The sequence below is a fragment of the Halorubrum sp. SP9 genome (genome assembly GCF_005435015.1).
Classification (GTDB): domain Archaea; phylum Halobacteriota; class Halobacteria; order Halobacteriales; family Haloferacaceae; genus Halorubrum; species Halorubrum sodomense.
Map to the genome: position 1 here is coordinate 1 of NZ_SGXU01000124.1, position 1,170 is coordinate 1,170.

Annotated in this window: 1 protein-coding gene; it reads left to right on the forward strand. The window is 55.3% G+C overall.

Annotated features, from left to right (window positions below; all coding sequences use genetic code 11):
- Nucleotides 1-1,152 (forward strand): glycosyltransferase family 4 protein (locus EXE45_RS16770; RefSeq protein WP_241988395.1); only part of this gene is annotated, 1,152 nt, incomplete at its 5' end.
- Nucleotides 1,153-1,170 lie beyond the last annotated feature (18 nt).

A 1,170-nucleotide genomic window follows, 5' to 3' on the forward strand; every position in this document is an offset into this window, starting at 1 on the left:
ATGGACATCTGCCTCGTATCAAAAATGTTCCCGCCGGATGTTGGGGGAGCTGAGACGTACGCCTACGAGCTGTCGAACACATTGGGACGTGCGGGACACAACGTCGATGTGTTTACTATGGAAGCGGCGACAGACGGTGAAATCGATGTCCACGAGAATGTCTCGGTAACCCGTCTGATGAAACGTCGTCGGCTCGTAACCGTGGATACAGTCCTCTTTAGTATCGTGGCACGGCGCAAGATCGACTTTGACGCGTACGATGTCGTCCACGGCACGCTGATGCCAGCGTCGACAGTCGCGTTCACTCCTGGGTTCGGAATGGCTGACGTACCGCTTGTCGTGACGAGTCATGGTACATCGGTCGGCGAAATGCGGTCGAGTGACCCGCACACGTACGAGGATTACCTGATGAAGTACGTGTTCCATCCGATGAACATCGTCTTGGATTCGATCGCAGGGCGATTCGCCGATCGAATTATCGCTATCAGCGATCACACACAGGAGCAACTGGTGGATACGTACCGCTTCGACAGCGATCGAGTTTCGATGATTCCTCACGGGGTGGATAACGAGCGATTCCATCCCGATGCCGGCCCACATCCTGCGCCCGATTCAGAGAAATTCACGTTACTGTACGTGGGCCGGCTAGGACCCCGAAAGGGAGTCGATTTGGCGATCGAGAGCTTTGCAGCCCTTGACCGCCCTGACGTGGAGTTGTTGATCGCCGGGACGGGCCGACATGAGGATCGGTTGCGGAACCTCGCATCAGAGTTGGGCGTTTCAAATCGTGTCCGGTTCCTCGGGTTCGTTCCAGATGACGAGCTGCCGGCACTGTATGCGAGTTCAGACCTATTTGTCCTCCTGTCGAGTTACGAGGGCTACGGTCTTGTGTTACTGGAGTCGATGGCCTGTGGAACGCCGGTAGTGGCATCCCGGGCCGGCGGAATCACGACCGTCGTCGACGGTAAGTCCGGTGCGTTGGTTTCACGTGAGATTGGGGATATTATCGACTCGATTGACTCCTTTATCGAAGATAATGACCACCACCTAGAGGCTACTTCGGCAGCTCAAACCCGAGCTACAGAACTTGACTGGAACGAAGTAGCAGACAGAGTTATTGATGAATACGTACACACTGAGGTAGGTCAATAGATGAGCGTGACCGTCCCG